Annotated in this window: 20 protein-coding genes and 6 pseudogenes; 9 read left to right on the top strand and 17 right to left on the bottom strand. The window is 58.6% G+C overall.

Annotated features, from left to right (window positions below; all coding sequences use genetic code 11):
• Nucleotides 1-16: 16 nt before the first annotated feature.
• The 8 genes from HWX00_RS34650 to HWX00_RS34615 form a co-directional block, all read right to left on the bottom strand.
• Nucleotides 17-1,186 carry an AAA family ATPase gene (locus tag HWX00_RS34650; protein ID WP_175028337.1) on the bottom strand — a complete coding sequence of 390 codons (1,170 nt, stop codon included), beginning with the start codon at nt 1,184-1,186 and terminating at the stop codon, nt 17-19.
• Nucleotides 1,187-1,293: 107 nt separating this feature from the next.
• Nucleotides 1,294-2,007 (bottom strand): hypothetical protein, encoded by a 714-nt coding sequence (locus HWX00_RS34645; protein WP_175028338.1) that lies wholly within the window; start codon nt 2,005-2,007, stop codon nt 1,294-1,296.
• Nucleotides 2,008-2,058: 51 nt separating this feature from the next.
• Nucleotides 2,059-3,423: a thiamine biosynthesis protein ThiF gene (locus tag HWX00_RS34640; protein ID WP_175028339.1), complete on the bottom strand. Its 1,365-nt coding sequence runs from the start codon at nt 3,421-3,423 to the stop codon at nt 2,059-2,061.
• Between the two features lie 8 nt (nt 3,424-3,431).
• On the bottom strand, nt 3,432-3,893 hold the full coding sequence (locus tag HWX00_RS34635) for a Mov34/MPN/PAD-1 family protein (protein WP_175028340.1): 462 nt from the start codon (nt 3,891-3,893) through the stop codon (nt 3,432-3,434).
• 1 nt (nt 3,894) lies between these two features.
• Complete coding sequence (locus HWX00_RS34630; protein WP_175028341.1) at nt 3,895-4,383, bottom strand: DUF7665 family protein; 489 nt, start codon at nt 4,381-4,383, stop codon at nt 3,895-3,897.
• 3 nt (nt 4,384-4,386) lie between these two features.
• Complete coding sequence (locus tag HWX00_RS34625) at nt 4,387-4,860, bottom strand: hypothetical protein (protein WP_175028342.1); 474 nt, start codon at nt 4,858-4,860, stop codon at nt 4,387-4,389.
• A 456-nt stretch (nt 4,861-5,316) separates the two neighbouring features.
• On the bottom strand, nt 5,317-5,952 hold the full coding sequence (locus HWX00_RS34620; protein ID WP_175028343.1) for a hypothetical protein: 636 nt from the start codon (nt 5,950-5,952) through the stop codon (nt 5,317-5,319).
• A 3-nt stretch (nt 5,953-5,955) separates the two neighbouring features.
• Nucleotides 5,956-6,729 carry a hypothetical protein gene (locus tag HWX00_RS34615; RefSeq protein WP_175028344.1) on the bottom strand — a complete coding sequence of 258 codons (774 nt, stop codon included), beginning with the start codon at nt 6,727-6,729 and terminating at the stop codon, nt 5,956-5,958.
• A gap of 445 nt (nt 6,730-7,174) precedes the next feature.
• Between HWX00_RS34615 and HWX00_RS34610 the strand changes: the two genes are divergently transcribed.
• Nucleotides 7,175-7,579 (top strand): DUF2384 domain-containing protein, encoded by a 405-nt coding sequence (locus HWX00_RS34610; protein ID WP_175028345.1) that lies wholly within the window; start codon nt 7,175-7,177, stop codon nt 7,577-7,579.
• 257 nt (nt 7,580-7,836) lie between these two features.
• Complete coding sequence (locus HWX00_RS34605) at nt 7,837-9,609, top strand: phage integrase family protein (RefSeq protein ID WP_175028346.1); 1,773 nt, start codon at nt 7,837-7,839, stop codon at nt 9,607-9,609.
• A gap of 80 nt (nt 9,610-9,689) precedes the next feature.
• On the opposite strand, the gene HWX00_RS34600 is transcribed toward HWX00_RS34605, so the two are convergent.
• A complete protein-coding gene (locus HWX00_RS34600) occupies nt 9,690-10,208 on the bottom strand; it encodes a 3'-5' exonuclease family protein (protein ID WP_175028347.1) in 519 nt (172 codons plus the stop codon).
• Between the two features lie 111 nt (nt 10,209-10,319).
• Nucleotides 10,320-10,781, bottom strand: a complete 462-nt coding sequence (locus HWX00_RS34595; RefSeq protein ID WP_175028348.1) for a hypothetical protein — start codon at nt 10,779-10,781, stop codon at nt 10,320-10,322.
• Between the two features lie 89 nt (nt 10,782-10,870).
• On the opposite strand from HWX00_RS34595, the gene HWX00_RS34590 reads away from it, so the two are divergent.
• Complete coding sequence (locus HWX00_RS34590) at nt 10,871-11,116, top strand: helix-turn-helix domain-containing protein (protein WP_175028353.1); 246 nt, start codon at nt 10,871-10,873, stop codon at nt 11,114-11,116.
• A 529-nt stretch (nt 11,117-11,645) separates the two neighbouring features.
• On the opposite strand, the pseudogene HWX00_RS34585 reads toward HWX00_RS34590, so the two are convergent.
• Nucleotides 11,646-12,155, bottom strand: a pseudogene (locus HWX00_RS34585) (IS3 family transposase); the annotation flags it as partial.
• A gap of 157 nt (nt 12,156-12,312) precedes the next feature.
• Here HWX00_RS34585 and HWX00_RS34580 point away from each other — a divergent pair.
• Together HWX00_RS34580 and HWX00_RS34575 are read left to right on the top strand one after the other, a co-directional pair.
• Nucleotides 12,313-13,412, top strand: a protein-coding gene (locus HWX00_RS34580; protein WP_175028349.1) for an IS3 family transposase whose coding sequence is annotated in 2 segments (ribosomal slippage) — nt 12,313-12,565 and nt 12,565-13,412 — 1,101 coding nt in all. Because the reading frame shifts where the segments join, the coding sequence is not laid out codon by codon here.
• Between the two features lie 145 nt (nt 13,413-13,557).
• On the top strand, nt 13,558-14,262 hold the full coding sequence (locus HWX00_RS34575; RefSeq protein ID WP_404823875.1) for a recombinase family protein: 705 nt from the start codon (nt 13,558-13,560) through the stop codon (nt 14,260-14,262).
• 123 nt (nt 14,263-14,385) lie between these two features.
• Here the strand turns inward: HWX00_RS34575 and HWX00_RS34570 are convergent.
• Nucleotides 14,386-14,895 (bottom strand): annotated as a pseudogene (locus HWX00_RS34570) (integrase core domain-containing protein); the annotation flags it as partial.
• A 45-nt stretch (nt 14,896-14,940) separates the two neighbouring features.
• On the opposite strand from HWX00_RS34570, the gene HWX00_RS34565 reads away from it, so the two are divergent.
• Complete coding sequence (locus tag HWX00_RS34565) at nt 14,941-15,966, top strand: IS110 family RNA-guided transposase (protein WP_175029428.1); 1,026 nt, start codon at nt 14,941-14,943, stop codon at nt 15,964-15,966.
• A 133-nt stretch (nt 15,967-16,099) separates the two neighbouring features.
• On the opposite strand, the gene HWX00_RS34560 is transcribed toward HWX00_RS34565, so the two are convergent.
• The 4 genes and pseudogenes from HWX00_RS34560 to HWX00_RS37490 all read right to left on the bottom strand — a co-directional run.
• Nucleotides 16,100-16,567, bottom strand: coding sequence for an IS3 family transposase (locus tag HWX00_RS34560; RefSeq protein ID WP_175868185.1), 468 nt, complete (start codon nt 16,565-16,567; stop codon nt 16,100-16,102).
• A 38-nt stretch (nt 16,568-16,605) separates the two neighbouring features.
• A complete protein-coding gene (locus HWX00_RS34555) occupies nt 16,606-16,866 on the bottom strand; it encodes a transposase (protein ID WP_175868184.1) in 261 nt (86 codons plus the stop codon).
• A 64-nt stretch (nt 16,867-16,930) separates the two neighbouring features.
• Nucleotides 16,931-17,439, bottom strand: a pseudogene (locus tag HWX00_RS37085) (transposase); the annotation flags it as partial.
• A gap of 39 nt (nt 17,440-17,478) precedes the next feature.
• Nucleotides 17,479-17,896, bottom strand: a pseudogene (locus HWX00_RS37490) (transposase family protein); the annotation flags it as partial.
• 57 nt (nt 17,897-17,953) lie between these two features.
• Here HWX00_RS37490 and HWX00_RS34535 point away from each other — a divergent pair.
• Nucleotides 17,954-18,181, top strand: a complete 228-nt coding sequence (locus HWX00_RS34535) for a hypothetical protein (RefSeq protein WP_175029398.1) — start codon at nt 17,954-17,956, stop codon at nt 18,179-18,181.
• 100 nt (nt 18,182-18,281) lie between these two features.
• Here HWX00_RS34535 and HWX00_RS34530 read toward each other — a convergent pair whose 3' ends face one another.
• Complete coding sequence (locus HWX00_RS34530; protein ID WP_175029397.1) at nt 18,282-18,851, bottom strand: recombinase family protein; 570 nt, start codon at nt 18,849-18,851, stop codon at nt 18,282-18,284.
• Nucleotides 18,852-20,277: 1,426 nt separating this feature from the next.
• On the opposite strand from HWX00_RS34530, the pseudogene HWX00_RS37575 reads away from it, so the two are divergent.
• Nucleotides 20,278-20,361 (top strand): annotated as a pseudogene (locus HWX00_RS37575) (ESPR domain-containing protein); the annotation flags it as partial.
• A 30-nt stretch (nt 20,362-20,391) separates the two neighbouring features.
• Nucleotides 20,392-21,146 (top strand): annotated as a pseudogene (locus HWX00_RS37570) (hypothetical protein); the annotation flags it as partial.

The raw sequence follows: 21,146 nt of genomic DNA, 5'->3' as shown, positions 1-21,146 counted from the left end.
TTTCCCCGGTGCCGGGTCAAGTCACCCAGCGGCTTATCGTTGTCCTGTTGACACCAAATATTTCGCCCACCTCTACAGTTGTGAATGAATATCGCTCAAGCACGACTCGAGCAAATTCTTTCAACGGTGTATTAACAATTTCAATCGCTTGCTTCGGCACTCTCGCCGCATGCGTGCAAATCACCGTCTGCAGACGCTCGGCAAAGGATACATTCACCCCATCCAAAATCCAACTCTTTTTTAGCGACTTAACTACGTCTTGAATTTCAGCGCCGGACGCGCCTTCCAAAATGCACGCGAGCAACTTCGATTGCGCACGACCAAATTCGAGTGGCTTCGCGTATCGTTCGATGATTTTCGTTCGTGCGTGCTGATCCGGCTTGGGCATCTCAATTTGCAACTCAAACCGGCGCCAGACCGCGGGATCCAGCAACTGGGGATGATTGGTAATACCTATAGTCAGTCCGTGACGGGCGCGCTCGTCCAGGTTTTGAAGCAGCGTATTAACGACGCGTTTGATTTCACCGACTTCATTGGGGTCATCCCGCAGCTTCGCGATTGCGTCAAATTCATCCAGAATCAACAAGGCACGATGACGATTCGCGAATGCGAACAAATTACCAATATTGCGGGAGGTCGTCCCTAGAAAGGACGACATCAGGCCGTCCAATCGCGCAAGGATGACCGGCAATTTCATCTGACGCGCCAGCCAGAGCGCGAGTTCGGTTTTACCGGTTCCAGGATCACCGAACAATACGCAACTCCGCGCGGGTTCAATGCCGACTGCCTTCAGTTCGCTGGCACGGCTCCACTCTGTCACCCAGGTATTCACGGCCGTCGATAAGGCGTCGGGCAAGATCGGGCTGACTTCCGGCATTGACGTGGCCACCAGGACCGTGGCGACCGGTGCCGCCGTTTCCCGATCGACGGGTACTCGCGAACTGCGCGTCAGCGGCTCGCCAGCAAGCAGCGATGAGGCCCCATCTGGGGCGTCTGCGGCGGGCTCCCTGGCTTCAGGCGACGGGACAAGCTTGCGAATTGTTTCCGCCTCCCTCGCGTGCCCCGCGCTCAAAAGTTCGTCCGCCAGACGCTGTACGAGCTCTGTCCCGCCCGGCGCGCTCATCGCAGCGCCACAGAGCTCTTGAAGCACGCCTGAAATGTGCAATTTTGAGGACTTCACGTGCATGAAACCGACCAAAATGTGCAGATGAGACTACATGACACTCATTTCGTCAAGCAGTCCCATCGTGGTCAGCCTGTTTGCCCGCTTCCTTAGACGACACCGGCACGCTCTCACGCTAACGCGGCTCGCATGGCCTCCTGAAACCAGACGAACAGTTCGTATGCGCGACCGGTCGTCAAAAGCAGCGCCCCGCCCAACAACATGAACTGGCTCCAGAGATGCCGTACGGGAGAATAACGCCACGTCAGCGTCCACAGCCATCCACACCAGCTGTTATTAGTGGCCGCGAACGCACGCAGCCCTGCAAGCCCGTTGACGGCAATTGCAAAAACGCATAGCGCAATCGCGCCGCCGTTCTGCACCACGACCTGGAAGTCTTCCCGGATCAAAGTCGCCCAGAACTTGCCGGCCGCTGCGGTCGCGGCAAATGCCAGGATCTGCGGCGGTACGTTGTTGTGAATGATCCCGAGCAGCAGGTACGCCGTTAGCGCCGCACCAGTGGCTGGAAGGAGAGCCAGCGTCGTGGGCGCAAGATCGCGATCCCGCCCAAATGCGATGAGCGATGCCAATGCACTCGGGATGATCGCCACAACACTCGCGTTCTTGAGAAGCGATTCAATCTGTTCGAAGTGGCGGAAGAAAAACCAGACGACCAGCAACGCCAGAAACGCGATGGGCAACAATCCGTCCGGCGGACCACCACCATTTTTCGGCGGCTCACGATACATGTTGTTGGTCACATGGTTGTTCGTAACCTTGACCTTGTCTCCGACGTGGTTGCCAACGCCTTTGATCTTGACCGATGTGTTCTCGTAGCGGCTCATTGATAAGTTTCCTTCTGCATGGTTTATTTGCAAGCGTCACGCCTGACCGAACTACTCGACTGCAATGAACCCAGGATTGATACAACGATGATCCCGGCGATTCTGGACAACGCTGCGGCACTCCAGCGCGAACATATCAATGTCTGCCACTTCACTCGGTGCGTGCCCATGAAGGACGCGCAGGGCCTCCGAGACTGCGAGCGCGGCCGTAAAAGCACCGACAAATGCCGCACCAACCGCCTTTCCCGCCAGTTGAACGACGCCGCAACGATTAGCGCCCCGCGCCATCAATACCGCATAGGCCCCATTAAGTACTGGCTCTGGCTGCTGCGGACGCGGCCCCCAGGTTTCGGCCGTCGATCGAGTGGCCGGGAACGTGTGCACACGAAGACATTGGAAATCGTCGTACCGACTTCCCAGTCCGGCTTCGACAATGAAGCCAAAGCCGGCAGAGTCGAGCGCGCGACGGGCTTCCGGATTGTCGACGCCGCAGAAAACCAGCGAAGGTTCATCGGTGCCGCGCCGCGTGTACGCATCGAAACCGCGCTCCACGATATTCGTGGCGAAACCCTGACGATCCATCCAGTCGGCCACGACCCGGGTCTTCTGGCGGTTCATGTGATCCGCGTTCGTGAGCACCGACGTGCTTTCCGTCGAAGCGCCAACCACGTCCGTGTCCTGCAGAAGCAGACGTGGCCGCTTGCCCTTTCCGGGCGGATACGGCAGTAGACTCAAACACCATGCAAATGCTTGCCCCAGGTGTCCCAATCCCAGTAACCACACAGACGAGGGAAGCACTTGCAGCCTAGGTCCGTCGGCGTGCGCAGCCGACCAAGCCAATGCCCCAGGAGCCCATAGCGACAGGCCAATGACTTCTGACCCAGCGCTATATCCGTCGCTGACGTAACGAAACGCCTGACTCACCGCCAACGCCGCGGATGCCACTGTGGCAAGCGGCATGACGTATTCCTCGCTGGCCGCGACCATCTCGAACGGCTCATTCACCGGGGCCACGCCTGCGCGCCAGCCCGCCATGAGAAGGCGGAGATGAAACCGCGAACGCGGATCACCGGCGGCGCCGACCTTGATGATCGGAACACCGTCTGCCGGTTCCGCCGCACTCGCACCTGCACGCGTCAGCGCGTCGCGCAGCAAGGTCTCATCGCCAAGCGTGTGGTGAAGCGCCACATCAAGGGCTCCCGATACGGATACGCCACCAAGGAACGCACGTCGCCCCAACTCCACAAGTGCAATCGCTGCGATCTGCTCGTGCAGGCAGCGTGACGCCGACAGGTCAAGGTGAAGGCGAAATCCTTCGGCTATAGCCTGCGCTTCGTCGAAAGACTTCGCTCGCCCACTATCAACCAGTCGCTTGACTGTACGGTGCAACGACTCTGCCTCGAATTGGTTGGTCACGATTTCCCTCACAAGCCGATGTACATGAATTTCCGATTTCGGTGCTCGCCGACCTCATCCCATTTGTGCGCCCCCTGGTACACATAGATGCCCAGGTTCTGCCTGGACACCGTTCGCGCCGCGAACTCCGGCACGATGATTCCGATATGCCCTCTTACCGCGACCATCGGGTTTTGCCGGTCCGTGTCACTCTGGCCGTATCCACCCGGATGCGTATGGATATCCGCAACCACTGACACGCCTTGCTCACGACAGAGCGCCCAGAGACGTCCCATATGGCGACCATCGATATGGACGTATCCACTATCGAGTGCATGTGGATCGATGTCGTCATACATCACGAAGTTCGTTATCGTGCGCACCTCGCCGTCGATATCACCAAGCAGGAAAGCACCACTCTCCCTATGTCCGTCGCTGCGGTGCCGCAGTCCGCGCACCAATCGATGCCACAGCCAGACGTTGCATACCACCCTATGCTGCGGCGACCAAAGGCGGCGAATAGTCTTCCGAATTGAGAAGGACATAAACTTCCTCGAGATACTGAACGATGGATCCGTTGGTCCGCCAAAGCCTGGTTGGCATTTGGGTAACCCAGTTGGGATGCGTCATGATCGTCACCCGGTCACAGGCGAGATAAAGCGCCGTGCCGTGCTGCCAGTCAGATCTGAATACGTCGCTGACTCGCCCGCCCTTACCACGCGGCCATCGGTGAAACGGTAGTGGGCAGTTGGCCACCGGGTCCCAGAGTTGAGCGGTCGGCGGCTGAACCGGGAAGCCACTGAGGTCAAAGCGCAAACTGAAGGTACCGACGGACGCCGTTACGTCGATCAGTGCTTTCGGCCACACGATCTCTCGCAAACGCCACTTCCCGCCCACCTCACCGAGGCAGAACGGCGCTGCCGCGACATCCGCACCAAAGGCGCGCGCGTCGGGGGTCAAGCTCGGTTGAGCGGCGTCCATGTCTTACCCCTGGAAGCGCTCGTTCGGCACAAGGTCGAACGAAACACAGTGGCTGCCGTGCTGCGTGAGCGCACCCACGTGGGTCGAGCCCATCGGGCGCTCGGTCGTCCCGCTCAACTGCAACACGTGCTCCGCGGCGTGCACGGGATCGACGCCGAACTCGCTGTCAGCCCACTGCTTCAGGCGGCTGACGGTTATCGCAGGCGACGCCAAGCGCTCGATCACCCTGCCATTAAAATGAACCACCACTTTGACCTCGCAGTGAGGGTGGAAATGCAGCTTCGGATGACGCTTGTCGCGCAGAACCACTATCAGCCGTTCCTCCGTCAACATCAGATCGCCGTCCTCTTCGAATACCTTCAATTGCTCAACCACGCCCGCGGACACCGCGCTGACCAGTTCAGCCAGCGTGATGCCTTCGACCACATCCAGACTCCGAACCTCGCGACAGCTTTGCATTTGGTAAAAAATAGTCATGATTCGCTATCCTTATCGTTGACCTTACCAGCCGAGCGCTGATGATGGCCTTCACAAGGGAAATCGCTTCGATTCACAAAAACCGGAAAGTCACGCGGCACATTTTTTCTCAGGTCACTCAAGGAATCAGCAACCCGCGAGCACGCTCCCCATTGGCCAGCCCGCACCGCTGCTATCCCGGAAACATCGAACGGCACCCGCTCCAGGCACGTGAGCACGGCGAATCCCGGCACATAAGCCAGCACGTAGCAATGCCTACGATCGAGTCAAAGGGGAACGAGAGAGGGAATCGTGTCAGGAGGCTTGCACGATGGCATCTGGTCGGCCATGACGCGCGCGTGACTGCACGTTTCATGGCCGACAGAAGTCCAACTGGAGGTACGATAGCTCGGTGTCAGACTGATGGGAGGATTGGTCAAAAGTGGAACACCCTCGAAGGGAATGGAAAATCGATGATCAATGCTCGCCGGCAAAGCGTTTCATGAGCACTGAAATTTCAGCTGAAGACAGTCCAGCATGCCGTAAAGCCTCATCGAACGATTCCTGCTTGTTGGACGTTGACCCGCTGGATGTGCACGACGAAGTGGCCAGTCTTGCCACCTCCGGTCTCGCCATCAGATGAGAAACGGTAACATCCCGCGCGACCTTCAGATTGTGAGTTAGCACATCGATAAGACCGCTCGGGATCGTCGAAAAACTGATCTTTCGGTCTCGTAGCTTGGTCACCACTTGCTTTGGCAAACCCAACGCGTCAACGAGACTGCCGAAGTCCGTGCGCGACAAGGGCGCAATGGGGTTTTCCACCTTTTTCGACACCTGTCCGGCCCGCGCCCTTTCTTGCTCGAAGCGAAGATTATGGAAGCGGCTCACGGCGCGGCTAGCGAGCAACCGGGTGGCATCTGATTCGACGGGTTCCGCAGAGAACTGATCATGGACCAACGACGCTGCGAAATTGATGAGCTCATCCCTGTACTGAGGGAACACTCGAATGTAGTGGCTCAGCTGATCAGCGGTCGGCAACGCCCGCTCCGCTGCAAATTGCAACAGCACCTCCTCAATTTGCAGCTTGCCTTGAGGATTGTTGATGGTCATCATTCACTCCTTAAAGTTGACGAGCTTCTCTGCGACTCGTTTCTGACGGTTCCTCACCGTCTTCGGTTTGACGTCAAGCGTGGCGGAAATGGTCAGTTCCATCGGGTCGTTCGACTCACTCTGAACACCAAGAACCGTCATGATGGCCAGTGTTCGTTGCGCCTCAGGAAGATTCGCAATTTCAGCAAGCACTTGCGTGGTGAACACGCCCCGCTCTGGCTCGGTCAACCCCAGTGGCAAAGACAGGTCGGCCCTGCCTCGGTCCGCAAGATCCCGAGTCGGTGCGTCGTCGTCCGCCGCCTCGGCGATCGGCAAGGACCGTGAATGCCTGACATGAGCACGGCGCGCTTCGCTCGCAGCCAGCGACGCAACGGCGTTGTCGAATAGCACCTCGAAGAAATCGAGCTGCTCGCAATGTTCATTCCCTGCCGCGGCGACCAGCAAGTCAACGAATCTGTCCACGACGTTCTGGACCGCCTCTTCCGAATCGATACCGCGTATGAAGAGCTTGTGCTTGGCAAGCTTGCTGCAGTGGCTCATGAGTCGGGAGATCAATCCGTTCACCACCGTCGCCTGGCCGCTTCGACACGCCTCGCGATACAACGCGACCAGTGCCTCGGAACTACAGTAGCCTTCCGAACCTTTCGTTGATATTGCCGCGCGCTCTAGTAACACCGCCTCCGGCAATTCGAGGAGTTCTTCGACCTCAGCCTGCACCTGCGGCAATCGGGTCATCGTCACGCCGGCGAGCGTTTTTTTCGTCAATTGTCGGGCCATAGGGCCTCCCTTTCAGCGCTTCATATACTCAAATAGCAGCGACTTCGAAAAACCGGAAAGGGCCTTCGAAAAAATTGCTCTTGATAAGACCCCAATATATCTCCCCCTTCCGTTCCTATTCCCTCCGCATGCCGATCAGCCACCAGCTCATTCCCGAGCCGTACGCGCGACGAAGCTTCCCGTCGGCCAATCTGATGATTCCGTCCGTCGACAAGCCGTCTGTTCCACATGACGGAAGCATCGCGGCTAACATGCACTGACCGATTATTTCGCCTCGCCTTCACGTGTCCGCTTATTCGTTAAGTGGGCACGATACTCCCAAGCGCCCCGGCCAAACTCAAGACGGGTTGGCTGGCCGCTTACGACCAACCCCTTCGCCTCTTGAACCAACCAGCATTCTTTGCGCTACTATTACGTCGTATTTATGTTGAATTGAGGTCGCAAAATGTCCGCTCGAGCTGCAGCAATTCCGACGTTCAAGGCTGATTTCGGCGCCTTGTTGAGCTACCTGCATGACACCGCCGCCAGCCCGGTGTCGATTTCGCCGCGTCGCTACAGCAGCGTGCTTCGTCTCGACCTGCAGGATCTCGCTACGCAAGCTCATGTCCATCGGAGCACGATCAGCCGTGCGCCGGATTCCGAGGCGATCCAGCGCTTTTTGCGCGAAACGCTCCGCGTGCTTCGCGCAGCCACAGACGTCTCAGGCGATGTCGAGCGTGCGATTTTCTGGTTCAAGAACGAGCCGCTGCGCGAGTTTGACTACAAAACGGCGCAGACTCTCGTGTCTGAGGGGCACGCGGACGCGACCATCAAGTATCTGCAGATGGCCGAGGCCGGATTCCTCGGATGAACCTGGCACTGCAGACCGGTCAACTCCGTGCGGGCGCCATGACTATGCAATTCTGCCGCTGTTGGCGCGGCTTGGTCTGCACGCCAGCATAGAGTCTGCGCCACGCTTCGGCGAGTACGAGAACATCCGTATAGGTAGCCCCGAGCCGTTGACCTGCTCCCATAGATGACAACACGTTTGACGGTGGATGTCCTATTACGGAACTTGCGATAAATAATCTTATCGCTAGTGCTTTCCCGGCGACCTAAACTGGTTTCATGAGTACTGCCCCTGCCTCCTCCGCAGGGTCGGACGGCGGAAATGTCGCCGCGACCGCCCTGCCCGATCTCGCCTCGTTGGCCGCCCTGCGCGCCTGGCACGCCGGCCTCACAGCCCGCGCGGCCGTTGTGCGCTACCTGCCGCACCGACGGGCCGATGGCCAGTCATCGCGGGGGCTGCTGGGTCGGATCCGTCGCCAGCTCGTCGCGTGCGCAAGCGCCCGCCACCGCGACGACCTGATCCCGCTGTTCACCCATCCGGCCGCGGACCGTACCCGCCACACGGCACAGGTCGTCACCGCGCTCGACGTCCTGCGGACTACCCCCATCCCGGCGCCGCAGCCAACCGACCCGGTGGCCCGCTGGCTGCCACCACGCATCGCGCGGGCGCTTGCCGCGGCCGACATCGACTCCTTCGCCGACCTGCTGGTGCGGATCGCCCACCGCCGGGGCTGGTGGCGGCCGATACCGGGACTGGGGCGCCAGGGTGCGCACCGCGTCGAAACCCTCCTCGCGGCGCACGCGGACCTGAGCCCGCGCGCCGCCGCGCTGGTTCGTTACGAGGCCGTGACGGCTCAGTGGGTGCCACAGTGGTCCCTGGATTCCCTGCCCGCCGACCTCGATGGTTCTCAGGGCCGCTTCCGGGCCCCGCACGACACCTGCGGCCTCGCCGCCACCAACGACTACCAGGCGATCGAGGCATGGCTGGTACTCCACGAGGGCATCCATACGGTGCGTGCCTACCGGCGCGAGGCCGAACGGCTGTTGCTATGGGCCATCGTCGAGCGCCGCCAGCCCCTCTCATCGCTCACCACCGACGACGCGATCGCCTATCGGGCCTTCCTGCGCCATCCGACGCCCGCCGCCCGCTGGATCGGTCCACCGCGCCCGCGCACGACGCCCGCCTGGCGCCCGTTCACGGGACACCTGACGGCGCGGTCAACCGCCTATGCGCTGGCCGTCCTGCGCGCCCTCTTCGAGTGGCTCGTGGACCAGCACTACGTTGTGCTCAATCCGTTTGCGGGAGTGACAGTGCGCGGAGGCGCAGCCCGTGCACCGTTTGATGCCGGGCGGGCGTTGACGGGCCGTGAGTGGAAGATCGTGCGGGCTGCGGCCGACCAGCTCGAGCGAACTGGCTGGACCGCACCGGCTGCCGAGCGACTGCGTTTTGTGCTGGATTTCGGCTACGCGACCGGGTTGCGGGCGCAGGAACTGGTGGCCGCAACGCTGGGCGACATCACGGCGGACGCCCGCGGTACGTTATGGCTGCAGGTAACGGGAAAAGGAGCAAAGGCGGGGCGCGTGGCGCTGCCGCCCCTCGCGCGGGACGCGCTACGGCGCACACTGAAGGCACGGAGGCTACCGGTCATGCGCACCCGCTGGCATCCGGCCACCCCATTGGTGACCACCCTCACTGCGGAACATCGAACGGAATGCCATGCCGGTGCTGGTATCAGCGCAGCGCGGTTGCGGCAGGCGTTAGGTGAGTTTTTTCGGGACACGGCCGAACGCGTGAACGCCCGCCATCCGGCGCTTGCCGAGAAGCTACGGCACGCCAGCCCCCATTGGCTGCGCCATACACACGCCACCCACGCGCTCGACGCCGGCGTGGAACTGGTCGCCGTGCGAGACAACCTGCGTCACGCGTCGGTGGCGACGACGTCGACCTATCTCCACGACGAAGAGGCAAAGCGGGCACGTCAGGTCAGCGCAGCCTTCCAACGTCAATCGCGCCCCTCACATCATCGAGGTGCGTCCCGTCCAACCCGATAATCGCGCAAAACGTCCGAAGCAGGTTCGGTATGGTCGGTGGAATTGCTGCCGGCCTTGCTGCTTCCTCGACTGGGTCGAGCTCAACCGATGTACGCGTATGCGTTAGCTCGGGCATCGTGGAGTGCGTGGTGCTCGCCGCCGTGCCGCGCGAAGTATTTGGCTTGCCGTCGAGCGTCGATCTGGCCGCGGACATCCTCGAACGCCCATCCCTCGGGGAACGGGCCGTTAAACAGAAATCGCAGCAGGTCTAAGTCCGCCTGAAGGTCGTAACAAAGCACCGGCTTGGAGGTAGCCGGAATGCCTATGATCCAAGCCCGTACCGCCTGACGCAGTTGATCAAACGGCATTGCGCGCTCCCTGAACCGACCCAATTGCGGCAGCACTGCGGCCCGAACGAAGTCACTACAGCGAGCTACCTCATAGTCCGTGCATTCACCGTAAAATTCAGATCCGTTCTCGCCAACGATGGCGAGACTAATGAGTTGGGGGACCTCGAAATCCGTGAACTCGGTGTCGACGAAGAAACGATTTCCCCAACTGCTACGGCCGTCGGAAGGTACTGACCAAGTCGGCCCGTTGTGGAAGCGGGTATCCGTCATAGTCGCTCACCCAGGGCGCATTCAGCACATAACACCCGGACTTCCTCCCGTCTCACTTCGAGGGGCAAAGTCGCGCACATAGCCTGTCCATGTAACACGCGCCCTTCTCGCTCATTGCGGCGCCGAGCCCGGACGCGACCGCCGCGCTTGCCAGACTCGTCTGCCTCGGGCGTAGCGCGTCGCGAATCCGCTCGGCACGGAAAACTTTCGGCCCGTCACCGTCGTGAATTGCGTCACCGTCAGCAGTGTGCGATCGTCCTCGCCGAGTTCGGTCGCTCCAACCCGGATCTCGCTCAGTGGATCCAGATACCAGTCATCAACCTGACGCGCACGACGCGTACTCACCACCGCCGCCCCTCGCAGCACGTTACTGCCGTCGAGAAACTGCTTCAGCGATGCCGCACCCGATGTGAGATCCGTCCAAATCACGCAGGGAACCCCACGCGCTCGCTTTTCAGACACCCGCAGAACCAGCAAGTCACCCGGCGTCCACTGCTCCATCACTGCCCACACCGCCGCACCGGCCACCGCCGACTGAAGCGGCAGACGGTTTCCATCCTGAATCAAAAACATAGGTCTTACAGCTAGAGAGACTGGCAGCAAGCCCAAAATGGGTCGTAAATGCCGTGGCCAAACAAGCATCATACCGCGACCATCATCGGATGCAAAGGGTATCTGGCAAACGGGACGACGCAGGACATCTGGCCGCGATTGGCGCGGCGGTCCGTGCTCGTCGGCTGGAGTTTGGCGTCTCGCAGGAAGCGCTGGCCCTTGTCACCGGAATCGATCGAAGTCACATGGGCCGCATCGAAAGGGGCCAGCGCAATTTGACCATCCTCAACCTCATCCGAATCGCTGACGCTCTGAATATTTCGCCATCGAAGCTTCTGAAAAGCTCTGGCCTCTAAAGTAGTAGTGTTTTGCGTGCAAGGCCGACCTTTGTCACGCTAGCGTACATAGTGATTGCGGACTTGTGACTCCGCCAACTCACGGACGAAGAAGGCCGCGATAAGCAGTTCCATCGCCGTCGGCGCGACATCACCGGCTCTACTCGAATTGAGAGCTTGCTTACGTCAACGACACGCGCCTCCACTCGAGCCACGCTCGTAGATAGTCGCGCCCCGATGTCCAGGAAGTTTTCTAGCGCAAACTACTCCTCGACAATCTGAATTGCAGCAAATAGTTGCGAAGGCACGGGTGTCACACCCGGATGGCAATGTTAATTATGTAAAAATAAAGATTCCTGACGATATAGTCCATGGCACGGCACATTCCGATCGTACTTCATCACTTTCGCCGAATTCTGATCGCCCCTGCCGAGGGCATCCCGCCCAACGATAACAATGTCGATCGGCAGCACTCGCGGGAATATAATGTGAGTGTTGTAGTCGACAGCCTTTCGCTTTAGCTGAGGCTGGCCCAATTTCCGTCCCGGTCTTAGTTGGAAAATTCCGGCTCTTCGGGGCGGGCCAAATCGGCCCGATCGGTGCACTGGCGGGCGAATTCCGCCGGTGTCATCCACTGCAGCGCAGAGTGAGGACGCGCCTCGTTATAGTACTCGCGCCAGACTTCGATTTTGCGTCTGGCATCTTCCAGCGACAAGAACCAATGTGCGTTGAGGCATTCCTCCCGAAAGCGTCCGTTGAATGATTCATTCTTCGCGTTGTCGGTCGGCTTGCCAGGACGCGAGAAGTCGATCTCCACGCCATTCTCGTACGCCCATTTGTCGAGCGCCTTCGAAATGAATTCGCTGCCGTTGTCTGCCTTGATATAGCGGGGAAGCGGACGATGCTGCGCAAGCCGGGTCAGCGCGGCGACAACGTGCTCGCCACGCAATGAGCCGTCGACCTCTATGGCTAGACATTCCCGCGTGTAGTTGTCCACGATCGTGAGCGTGCGCAAGCGTCCACCATCAAACAGCGCATCGGCGACTAATGGTATGGTCCACCCGCTTCTTCTATCGTAGTGGCGCTACCACCCATGGAGGCTGCCATGAACTCGGTCACGTTAGGAATCGATCTCGGCAAGCGCTGGTGACCTGAGACGTTTCTTGTAGCCATCCGGCAAGTGAGTTCTCTTTTATCCTAGGGACAAGGAGGACTCGATGAAGAAGCGATTTACCGACGAGCAGATCATCCGCATCTTGCGCGAGGCCGAGAGCCGGGATGAGCCGGTGAAGGATCTATGCAAGCGCCACAACATTTCGGAACAGACGTTCTATCGTTGGCGCAACAAGTTCGGCGGGATGGACGTGGCTGACGCTCGTCGGCTCAAGGAGCTGGAATCGGAGAACGATCGGCTCAAGCGCCTGATCGCCGAGCAGATGCTGGTCATCGACGGCCTGAAGGAGTTCAGCCGAAAAAAATGATCACCCCGACGGGCCGGCGCGAAGCGCTGGAAGTCCTGACTCGGCGGGGGCTCTCGCAACGCAAGGCATGTCGCTACCTGGGACTGAGCCGCCGAGTGGCGACCTATACGCTCAAGCAACCGGAGAAGGATCGGAGTTTGGGCGAGAGGCTGATGGCGGCCGCGCAAGAGGTGCCGCGCTTCGGCTATCGCCGGATGTCGGCCTGGCTGGCGTTGAGCGAATCGCGCGTGCGGCGAATGTGGCGAGCCCTTCAGCTCAACATTCCGCGCCGACGTCCTCGCCGACGTCGTTGCGGCGACGACATACGCCTGCCAGGCGCCACACAGCCCAATTCGGTTTGGAGCTATGACTTCGTGCACGATCAACTGGTGGATGGCCGGGCCTTGAAGATGCTATGCGTGATCGATGAATACACCCGCGAGTGTCTGGCGATCGAGGTTGGCGCCAGCCTGCGGTCGCAGGACGTGATCTTGACGCTATCGCGACTCATGCGGCTGTACGGCAAGCCCGCGTTTGTTCGGTCGGACAACGGCGCCGAATTTACCGCTGCCAAGGTCATGCGTTGGCTGCGAGACGCTGCAATCGGTCCGGCCTTCGTTGCGCCTGGCAGTCCATGGCAAAACGGATTCGTCGAAAGCTTCAACGGCAAACTGCGAGACGAATTGCTAAACCGCGAATGGTTCCGCAGCCGCGCCGAGGCCAAGGTGCTCATCGAGCGCTGGCGGCAGTTCTATAACGAGCGCCGGCCCCACAGCGCTCATCGCTACCAACCTCCGGCCACGGTCCGTCGAGCCTGGCTGGATTCCGATAATATCGACGCGAGACTCGCTGCCTGACTGGCTACAAAATTCCGCCGCAGGTCATGTAATCGAAAGATTATTGGAAAAATATTAAAAAATAAACAAGTGTTGAAGTTAATCACTTGGTGTGTTTAATTTAGGAGTATTCCGATAGATTTTGGTTCCACCAGTATTAGGTTTGGTGGAAACCTGGCCGGCACATGTGAGAAAAGGCACTCCAAGTTTTGTTGTTGTGATTTTTCGGGGTGCCGGGCATGTCATGCCAGTCAACGTGCGCGCCGTCGTACATTGGAGCCTGAGAGATATTTCAACCAATCCATACGAGGACGTCATGAAAATAGGTTACGCGCGTGTTTCAACGGATGACCAACATTTGGACTTGCAGTTTTCCGCACTCAGAAAGTACGGATGTGCGCAGATATTTTCCGACCAAGGTATCTCAGGTGCCTCCTTCGACAGACCAGGCCTTCGCGAAGCATTGACAGCTGCCACGTCCGGCAACACATTGGTTGTCTGGCGTCTCGACCGATTGGGGCGCTCCCTTAGCCACCTCATTGCTGTGGTGGGACGACTGGCCGAAGTTGGTGTCGAATTCGTGTCGCTCACCGAAAATATTGATACGCGTTCACCGACAGGCAGACTTACTTTTCATATGATTGCTGCGCTTGCAGAATTTGAGCGTTCGCTTATCAGTGAACGAACCCGGGCAGGTCTTGCCAGTGCACGAGAACGTGGCAGCAAGCCGGGGCGCCCTCGTGCATTGTCGCTCGTTGAGCGGGAGCGGGCGCGTTTGCTCTTGGCAACCTGCACCGAGGTTGAAATAGCCGACATCATGCAAGTCCATGTTCGAACGTTACGGAGGTACCTAGTGGAGTTGACCCTGTAATCCCGGGCACAGCATCACACTACGGTTGCTGAATCCATTGAGCGCCGGAACTCGCGAGGCGAGCGGTACTTCAGTGCGCTACGGGGATGCTTTTCGTTGTAATGCTCTGACCTGCCCCCGGTTTTAGTCCGAACTGCAGTTAGAGTCCGAGGTTAAAAACTGCTGCTTCGTGTCGTGCGCCCGGGCGAACTGCGCAGGCGTCATATAGCCGAGCGAACTATGAGGCCGCTCGGTGTTGTACTCGATACGCCATTCCTCAATCAGCCGCTTGGCGTGGCGCATCGAGACGAACCAGTGCTCGTTCAGGCATTCATCGCGGAACCGCCCGTTGAAGCTCTCGATATAGGCATTCTCCACCGGCTTGCCAGGCCGAATGAACGACAGCGTGACACCGGCTTCGTAGGCCCATGCATCCAGCACCTTACCAGCGAACTCCGGCCCGTTGTCGACCGTGATGGATGCGGGTAAGCCTCGCATCTCCTTGAGCTGCTCGAGCACTTGCTGCACTCGTAAGCCCGGCAGCGAAGTATCGACCTCGATGACCAAGCACTCGCGCGTGTAGTCGTCGACTACGTTCAGGCATCGAAACCGCCGACCATAGGCTAGCCCGTCAGAAACTAATGGTATGGTCCACCCGCTTCTTCTATCGTAGTGGCGCTACCACCCATGGAGGCTGCCATGAACTCGGTCACGTTAGGAATCGATCTCGGCAAGCGTTGGTTCCACGTCGTCGGCTGCGACGCTGCTGGCAAAGTCGTGCTGCGCGAGAAGTTGGGGCGTAATCAACTCCTGCAGCTTATGGCACAACATCCACCGTGCCTTGTCGGCATCGAAACATGCTGTGGCTCGCAGTATCTGGCCCGCAAATTTCAGGGCTTCGGCCACGACGTCAAACTTCTGCCAGCACAGTACGTTAAGCCGTTCGTCAAATCGCAGAAGAACGACTTTAACGACGCTCAGGCTATTGCCGAAGCTGTCCGACTTCCGACGATGCGGTTTGTGCCGCTCAAGTCAGAGGAACAGATGGATGTCCAGGCGCTGCATCGCGCCCGCGAACGCATGCTCCAGCAACGCCTGGCATTGACCAACCAGATTCGCGGACTGCTGCTGGATCGCGGCATCGAGATTGCACAGGGGTTCTATGCGCTTCGCACAGTGTTGCCCGCTCTGCTCGAGAAGGAAGACTCCGGCTTAACTCCCATGATGCGCGATCTTGGACGCATGCTGCTCGATATGTGGAACCGCACGGAATCAACCATTGAACAGATGAACGACCGGCTCAAATGTCTCTCACGTGAGAGTGACCTTTGCCGACGCCTTCAAACGATTCCAGGTGTCGGTGTCTTGCTGTCGACCGCCATCGTCTCCGCAGTCGGCAATGCATCAACGTTCCGGCGGGCACGCGATCTCGCCGCCTGGGTAGGGCTGGTGCCACAGCAGCATACAACCGGCGGCAAGCCACGTTTGCTAGGTATTACAAAGAGGGGAAACAGTTATCTGCGTCGCCTGTTCGTGCAGGGCGCCCGCGCGCTATGGGTATGGAAAGACAAGCATCCCAACGATCCGATCCAGCACTGGCTAATCCAACTTGCCGAACGCCGGCATGCGCACATTGCGGTCTGCGCTCTGGCAAACAAACTCGTACGCATTGCATGGGCCGTCATGCGAAGCGGCGCGGAGTTTAACCTGCACTATCACGCCTGACGCATACCAGACGGATCGCTACCCTCGATGCCGCTTCTTTCCGCAGCTCGCGCAGCCAATCAGCATGGCGCAAACGAACATCCGTCGCTTCCCCAAACCCGTATGGACTTCCGGCAGACATCATGCCGCGCCACTAATTGGGACGGAAGCGTGCGACTACATCATGCAGGCCAGATCCGGCTTCGATCGGATCGCTATAGGCCGGATAGATAAACGCGAGTCGTCTATCGCCACCAGTCTGCGCTTGCGGTTTGCGGGTGGACCATAGAAAGTCCATCGACCAACTCTGATTCGGGCCTGTTGGTAACGGCAGCGGCGTGCGCTCGACAGCCGCAATTCGCTTGCGTCGCCGCTTGCGCACGCTCAGTCCCGCCTTGCTGTACAGGCGCCAGATGCGCTTGTGGTTGGCGAAGCAACCATCCCGCTGCAGCAGCACGTGAATCCGGCGATAGCCGTAACGGCGCTTCTGCGCGGCGATGGCCATCATTCGGCCAGTCAGCGCTTCGTCGTCAACTCGGCGGCGTGATTCGTAGTGGAACAGCGCGCGCGAAATCCCTACCAGCCCGCAGGCCCGGGTAACACCCATGGCGCGTTCGGTCATCAAGATTCGGACCGCTTCGCGCTTGGCCTGCGGGCTTGCTACTTTCGGGCCAGCAGGTCCTTCAGCGCGGCGTTGTCGAGCATTGATTCGGCCAACAGGCGCTTGAGCTTGTTGTTCTCCTGCTCCAGTTCCTTCAGGCGCTGCGCTTCGGAGACCGTCATCCCGCCGAACTTCGCTTTCCAGTTGTAGTAGGTCGCTTCCGATATGCCGTACTTGCGGCACAGCTCCGACGGCTTCAGGCCAGCCTCAGCTTCCTTCAAGATGCCGATGATTTGTTCTTCGGTGAATCGCTTTTTCATTGCCGTTCCTCTCTGGAACGGACTCTACACCGTCACCGTACTAAACGCGGGGAGCAGGTCANCAGATGCGCTTGTGGTTGGCGAAGCAACCATCCCGCTGCAGCAGCACGTGAATCCGGCGATAGCCGTAACGGCGCTTCTGCGCGGCGATGGCCATCATTCGGCCAGTCAGCGCTTCGTCGTCAACTCGGCGGCGTGATTCGTAGTGGAACAGCGCGCGCGAAATCCCTACCAGCCCGCAGGCCCGGGTAACACCCATGGCGCGTTCGGTCATCAAGATTCGGACCGCTTCGCGCTTGGCCTGCGGGCTTGCTACTTTCGGGCCAGCAGGTCCTTCAGCGCGGCGTTGTCGAGCATTGATTCGGCCAACAGGCGCTTGAGCTTGTTGTTCTCCTGCTCCAGTTCCTTCAGGCGCTGCGCTTCGGAGACCGTCATCCCGCCGAACTTCGCTTTCCAGTTGTAGTAGGTCGCTTCCGATATGCCGTACTTGCGGCACAGCTCCGCCGGCTTCAGGCCAGCCTCAGCTTCCTTCAAGATGCCGATGATTTGTTCTTCGGTGAATCGCTTTTTCATTGCCGTTCCTCTCTGGAACGGACTCTACACCGTCACCGTACTAAACGCGGGGAGCAGGTCAAAGCGACGGTTGAAATCAGCGATGAAGGAAGGCGCGTAGGCATTGGCTCCCGCCCATGTGCTAATTCTACGCAACCTGAGCTCCTTGACCAGCCGATCCTGCAGCGTCAAGTTTGCCCGCTCCACACGCCCCTTGGCCCGACTCGTGTTGGCACAGAGCGTCGCTATTGAGTTCGTGCAGCACCCGGCCAAACTGCGTGACGCCTTTGCCCGCGGTCTCCGAGCGCTTCTTCACGTAAAAAACACTGGCCTTGTCGCTGTTGAATGCCACCGGCTTGCCGTGCGAACCCAGATACTTCGACAGCGCCTCAAAATTGCTGAACGTTGATTCGTTCGCCGTCAAGTGCAGCGCCATTAGCCGTCCGGTTGCATCGTCGATGAACACCAGTAATGTGCAGGTTGCGCGGCTGGTAGACCTTCGGAGAGCGTTGTTTGCGTGGAATCCGGAGGCCGGATGTCGACTGATGAGAAGATGATCGGTTTTATGCAATTGACCGAAGTCACGGAAGTGACGATCAGGCAGTGCCTTGCGGCAGCGGTAGGTGTGGACGACGTGGCCTCGAAGTTAGTTCATGTCGATTTTGCCAGGGGACGACGATGCTCTGGTACCGGATCGCGTCTCGTCTCGCAAGCGAGGATCGAGACGCTCGTGTTCATTTCCAGAAAGCGAGTGAACGACTGACGGCACGGATTGACTCAGATCCCGCGGTCAGTAGTTGATCTCCCGATTTGACTGTACATGCGGGCGATATATAACACGATACCGGTCAGATTGTTATGTCCTAAGTCGACGGCTGTTTCGTCGCTTCATCAGTCAGGATGCGCTTTAATGTCCGTGGATGAATACTGAAGCGCTTCGCTACGTCGGCTACCGAATGGTTCTTCAGCATTTCGATGGCCTCGAAGCGTTGTTTCGCGTCGAGCGCATGTTTGCGTCCCAGTGCTTGTCCTCGAGCTCGGGCAGCGGCCATACCTGCGCGTGTTCGTTCACTGATTAGGCTCCGTTCAAATTGGGCGAGGGCGGCCATCATGTGGAAGATCAGGAGGCCACCCGACGATTTCGTGTTGATTGATTCCATGATCGAGCCGAACTGAATTCCGCGTCCCTCGAGATGTGTCACGAGATCGACCAGCTTTCCGAGCGAACGCCCGAGACGATCCAGGCGCCATACCATCAACAAGTCTCCTGCCGACAGTTTGGCTAGCGCAGCGTCGAGCCCGGGCCGACAAAAATCGGCTCCCGAAATACCTTGGTCGCTAAAGATCTTATCGCAACCCGCTTCTGTCAATGCGTCGATCTGAAGCTGGAGATTTTGTTCATCTGTCGAGACTCGTGCGTATCCGATGATCATGCTGCCCTCCGGTTGCGCGCGATGTAGAAAGAGAAATCGGCTTGCGAGCCATTCCGATTTTCACTCTCATCATTTTTTTGTGCCACTTGAGCATAGGTCACTTTTGTTTTATTCAATTTGTTAAATTTAAAAATTTGTAAGATGCAATTTTCGCGAAGTCCTTGTGGTCGCATCAGCGAGTAGCCGAGATTCGAACTCTATGAGGCATGGTTTCAGTCAATGGAGAACGGTTCGTGGTGAATGTGACGGAAGACGGTAAATTTTCCCTTGTTGGAATCCTGTTGAGGGGCATCATTAAATGTCAAATTATTGGCGGAGATCATATCAATGCGATCGCGAGGTCATCGGTGCGCAAACGTTTCAACGATGCTGGGCGATTTAATCGACGCATCTGATTGTCAAGAATAGTTAACGTGGGTTGTCTAGCCCAAATTCTACTGGACAAAAAGGGTCCGTTTTGTCCAGCCGGGAAGCAAGCTGGAGTCTCATGGTGCAACGGCCCTCTTCCGCCTTCGAGGTGCTTTTCTAGGAATTTGATACAAAGGACCGTTTTTGTACAGGCCCTATTTGTTGGAAGCTAAGCCTCAGAATCTGTGCGGATTCACGGCCAGACTCGGGCTCGGCCCTATACGCCGAGGTTTCGATGTACTCGCAGATTCGGGATTTCTTGCAGGAGAGGGGCGAACCGAATGCAGTTGCACGCGACGACGGCGCTAGTTGTTGCGTAACAACACACTTCCGGGCAGAACTAGCGGGCGTCGTATCGAGATATGGGCGGGATGGTCACCATTGGTTATATTTTTTGAGGTGGATTTGGTTCATCAAGAAAAACTTGATTCCATTTGAGTTGACTGATTTATTGGGGAACGCAAGGGGTATCAGATGGAGAAGCCGAAAAAGCATGGCGAATGCGGAAGCATTGATTCTCCGTTGGATCAAGCAAGTTGGATGGTTGCGGCATTGTTGTGCGGCTCATCTGGTGAGCGAATCGATAATGTGAGAGCGTATGTTAATACGTTAGAGGCGATTGTCTCCGAACTCATTGCACGAAATGTCACTATGCGCCTCAGTGGTGCGGCCCGAGAGGCATATAAGCGGGGCTTGGAATTCGGGATTTACGTTGGCCACGCAGATTCGTCAGATAGCGCGGCGTCGGTAAATGGGAGCGATTTCGACGAAGCAGAGGCACTCTTGCTCGAAAAGATATGGCGGACAGGGGGGAGGCATGGCCGGTCGATTCGACAGCACATTGTGCAATGGGAGGGCGGACGACACCGGTAGTAGGTGAGGTTGTAGGGAGGGGCGGCAAGCGGGGCACTGAACGTCTACACGCTCGATTAGCTGCTATTTACATTAGTATTCCTATTTATATCAATGGCTGGTGCGAGGAACAGCGTCGTGAGACGGCACTTGAGCCGAAGAGGTGATGAAAATGAATAAAGCATATCGAACAATTTGGAACGAAGCGATTGGAGCATGGGTTGCGACTTCTGAGTTGGCGTCGGCGCGGAGCAAGCCGAACAAGTCAGCAGTTGTCGCGGTTGCTGCTGCGATGCTTGTAGTTTCGCCTTGCGTATTTGCTCAGTATTCGGCAGGTGGAGGGACGACGCCGGGTAACCAGCAAGGTGCGATATCAATCGGTGGCAATGGCTCAGGTGCACCGACTGCAAGTACCCAATTGAGCATTGCGATCGGCAACAATGCGGTCGCTGACGGTGGGAATGCGGCGACTGCAGTCGGGAATCAGGCCACGGCAACTGGGGGAAACGCAACTGCTCTTGGCGGCGGGGCGGTGGCGTCGACTGGCAGCGCAACGGCGGTCGGTGCGCAGGCGCATGCAAGCGGCAGTATAGCGACCGCAATTGGACAAGGAGCTTCCGCATCTGGAACCAATTCAACGGCATTGGGGCACAGTGCTTCTGCGGTGGGCTCGAGCAGTGTCGCTCTCGGTGACACTGCTAAGGCGGCCGCAACGAACGGTGTCGCGTTGGGTGCGAACGCGACAGCGTCCAATGCCAACGATGTCGCGCTCGGTTCTGGCTCGGTGACGGCGGCACCGAACCCGACGGCGGCGGGCACGATCGGTGGGGTGACGTACAACTACGCGGGTACCAACCCGACGAGCGTGGTAAGCGTGGGTGCACCGGGTACGGAGCGCCAGATCACGAACGTGGCGGCCGGTCGGGTGACGGCAACCAGTACGGACGCGATCAACGGCTCGCAACTGTTCGCGACGAACACGGCGATCAACAGCCTGTCGACCTCGACTTCTACGGGCATCAGCTCGCTGTCGAC

The sequence above is a fragment of the Burkholderia seminalis DSM 23518 genome, assembly GCF_902832885.1.
GTDB classification, from domain to species: domain Bacteria; phylum Pseudomonadota; class Gammaproteobacteria; order Burkholderiales; family Burkholderiaceae; genus Burkholderia; species Burkholderia seminalis.
This window is presented reverse-complemented; position numbering and strand designations above follow the sequence as displayed.

What these genes read in the sequence shown, in the direction of transcription:
- HWX00_RS34590 (WP_175028353.1), top strand. Translation starts at nt 10,871, where the DNA reads ATGCAAAGGGTATCTGGCAAACGGGACGACGCAGGACATCTGGCCGCG.
- HWX00_RS34650 (WP_175028337.1), bottom strand. Translation starts at nt 1,186, where the DNA reads ATGCACGTGAAGTCCTCAAAATTGCACATTTCAGGCGTGCTTCAAGAG.
- HWX00_RS34530 (WP_175029397.1), bottom strand. Translation starts at nt 18,851, where the DNA reads ATGATCATCGGATACGCACGAGTCTCGACAGATGAACAAAATCTCCAG.
- HWX00_RS34620 (WP_175028343.1), bottom strand. Translation starts at nt 5,952, where the DNA reads ATGACCATCAACAATCCTCAAGGCAAGCTGCAAATTGAGGAGGTGCTG.
- HWX00_RS34645 (WP_175028338.1), bottom strand. Translation starts at nt 2,007, where the DNA reads ATGAGCCGCTACGAGAACACATCGGTCAAGATCAAAGGCGTTGGCAAC.
- HWX00_RS34535 (WP_175029398.1), top strand. Translation starts at nt 17,954, where the DNA reads ATGTCGACTGATGAGAAGATGATCGGTTTTATGCAATTGACCGAAGTC.
- HWX00_RS34555 (WP_175868184.1), bottom strand. Translation starts at nt 16,866, where the DNA reads ATGAAAAAGCGATTCACCGAAGAACAAATCATCGGCATCTTGAAGGAA.
- HWX00_RS34605 (WP_175028346.1), top strand. Translation starts at nt 7,837, where the DNA reads ATGAGTACTGCCCCTGCCTCCTCCGCAGGGTCGGACGGCGGAAATGTC.
- HWX00_RS34565 (WP_175029428.1), top strand. Translation starts at nt 14,941, where the DNA reads ATGAACTCGGTCACGTTAGGAATCGATCTCGGCAAGCGTTGGTTCCAC.
- HWX00_RS34560 (WP_175868185.1), bottom strand. Translation starts at nt 16,567, where the DNA reads ATGACCGAACGCGCCATGGGTGTTACCCGGGCCTGCGGGCTGGTAGGG.
- HWX00_RS34615 (WP_175028344.1), bottom strand. Translation starts at nt 6,729, where the DNA reads ATGGCCCGACAATTGACGAAAAAAACGCTCGCCGGCGTGACGATGACC.
- HWX00_RS34595 (WP_175028348.1), bottom strand. Translation starts at nt 10,781, where the DNA reads ATGTTTTTGATTCAGGATGGAAACCGTCTGCCGCTTCAGTCGGCGGTG.
- HWX00_RS34600 (WP_175028347.1), bottom strand. Translation starts at nt 10,208, where the DNA reads ATGACGGATACCCGCTTCCACAACGGGCCGACTTGGTCAGTACCTTCC.
- HWX00_RS34610 (WP_175028345.1), top strand. Translation starts at nt 7,175, where the DNA reads ATGTCCGCTCGAGCTGCAGCAATTCCGACGTTCAAGGCTGATTTCGGC.
- HWX00_RS34630 (WP_175028341.1), bottom strand. Translation starts at nt 4,383, where the DNA reads ATGGACGCCGCTCAACCGAGCTTGACCCCCGACGCGCGCGCCTTTGGT.
- HWX00_RS34625 (WP_175028342.1), bottom strand. Translation starts at nt 4,860, where the DNA reads ATGACTATTTTTTACCAAATGCAAAGCTGTCGCGAGGTTCGGAGTCTG.